Genomic DNA, 1,975 nt, shown 5'->3' with positions numbered 1-1,975 from the left:
GGTGAGTCGGAAATCGAGGCCTTGGAATCGCACCGATAACCGCTGGTGGTCCAGTCCGAGCTGGTGAAGCAGTGTGGCGTGCAAATCATGAACATGCACCGGATTCTCAATCGGACCAAATCCAAATTCATCGGTCTGCCCGTACACTTGCCCTGGCTTGAATCCCCCACCGGCGAACCACATTGTGAACGCGTCGATATGATGATTGCGGCCGGTGTTCTCGCGGACTTCGCCCATCGGAGTGCGACCAAATTCACCGCCCCAAATCACGATCGTATCATCCAGTAAACCACGACGCTTCAAATCCATCACCAGAGCGGCAGAGGCTTGATCGACCTCGTTGCAAATTTCCGGCAAGTGTTTTTGCAAATTCTCGGTGGGGCCGCCATGATGGTCCCAGTTGGTGTGGTACAGCTGGATGAACCGCACTCCACGTTCGACCAAACGACGTGCTAGTAGACAGTTTCTGGCATAACTCGATTCATTAGGATCCTTAACCCCGTACATCGCAAGCGTCTCGGCGCTTTCATCGGCAGTATCCATCAATTCAGGGGCAGAGCTTTGCATCCGATACGCCAACTCGTACGCATTGATTCGCGTGGAGATCTCTTGGTCGCCGCTTTCGACAAGCCGCTTCAAGTTTAATTCACGCACCGCGTCCACCAACTCTCGCTGCTTCGTTTGGCCGACCGATGGCGGTGTGGACAGATTCAAAATCGGATCGCCTTGGCTACGCAGCGGCACTCCTTGATAGGTGGTCGGCAGCACACCACTGCCCCACAGCACGGCGCCACCGCGTGGTCCTCGCGGGCCGCTTTGCAAGACCATGAATCCGGGCAGATCATCACATTCGCTGCCCAGCCCGTACGTCACCCAGGACCCCATGCTTGGCCGACCGAATTGGCCACTTCCCGTGTTCATGAAAAACTTGGCCGGAGCATGGTTGAACAGATCCGTTTTGCAGGTTTTAACGATGCTCAGCTCATCGACAATCTTTGCCGTATGCGGCAGCAGATCGCTCACCCAAGCCCCGCTTTTTCCATAACGTTTGAACGTCCGAGTCGTGCCCAGCAGATTGCTGCGATGGCTGCTGTCCATAAACGCGAATCGCTTCCCTTCGACAAAACTTTCAGGGATCGGTTTTCCGTTCCACTCGGTCAGCTTGGGCTTGTATTCAAATGTCTCTAATTGCGAAGGACCTCCCGCCATAAACAAGAAGATGACGTTCTTCGCTTTGGCGGGAAAATGGGTCGGCTTGGGCTGCATCGGATTGGATGCAGAGGCCGACACTGCGGACGCACGTTCGGCCATCAACGACGCCAATGCCATCGAGCCGACGCCCATTGTGCAGCGGCTAAAGAAATGGCGGCGAGTTGTCTCGTTGAGGGCCGCGGCGTTCATGCCTTGGGGATCCATCGTATTGCCTCTATTCACGGGTGATTGTTTCATCGAGGTTCAACAGCGCTCGTGCCGCAGTGAATGAATCGAGTTTGTCTAGGATCGCCCTTTCGTCATCCGTTGGCATCCGCGAGGTACAGCGGCGAAAGGCGGTTTCGAGTCCGTCACGAACAATGATTTTTTCTAACGCCACTGCAAACTCAACATGTGCCGGATCATTCAGAAGCGTCAATGCTTGCAGCGGTGTATTGCTGCGAAGCCGGCGAGTACAGCTGCTCAACCCCTCGGGTGCATCAAACACATTTAGCGATGGCGGCGGGGTGGCACGAAAACGAAACGTGTAGATTCCTCGTCGATAACGGTCTTCGCCGCTGCTAGTATTCCACGATCGCCGCACTTGGCCTTGGTTCATCACGCCATCGGGGATCGGAGGATGCACGGGCGGGCCACCGAGCTTTGGCGACAACAGTCCGCTGGCGCTCAGCGATACATCGCGGATGATCTCGGCATCCAACCTTAAACGTCGCTGCCGGCCTAGCAGGTAGTTTTCGGGATCTTTCGCTTGCAAATCCGGATT

The 1,975-nt window shown here is 55.6% G+C and carries 2 protein-coding genes; both read right to left on the bottom strand.

The features are described 5' to 3' along the window. Positions 1-1,449, bottom strand: a 1,449-nt coding sequence (locus ABX962_RS35420) for a DUF1501 domain-containing protein (RefSeq protein ID WP_372726360.1), incomplete at its 3' end; no start/stop codon positions are given. Next, positions 1,427-1,975: DUF1553 domain-containing protein (locus tag ABX962_RS35415; protein ID WP_372726359.1), on the bottom strand; the 549-nt coding region annotated here is incomplete at its 5' end. The genes ABX962_RS35420 and ABX962_RS35415, both read right to left, overlap by 23 nt.

This window comes from Novipirellula sp., assembly GCF_041583735.1.
In the GTDB taxonomy this organism is placed as follows: domain Bacteria; phylum Planctomycetota; class Planctomycetia; order Pirellulales; family Pirellulaceae; genus Novipirellula.
The sequence above is the reverse complement of the archived record's forward strand: the minus strand, read 5'-3'. Positions and strand labels throughout refer to the sequence as shown.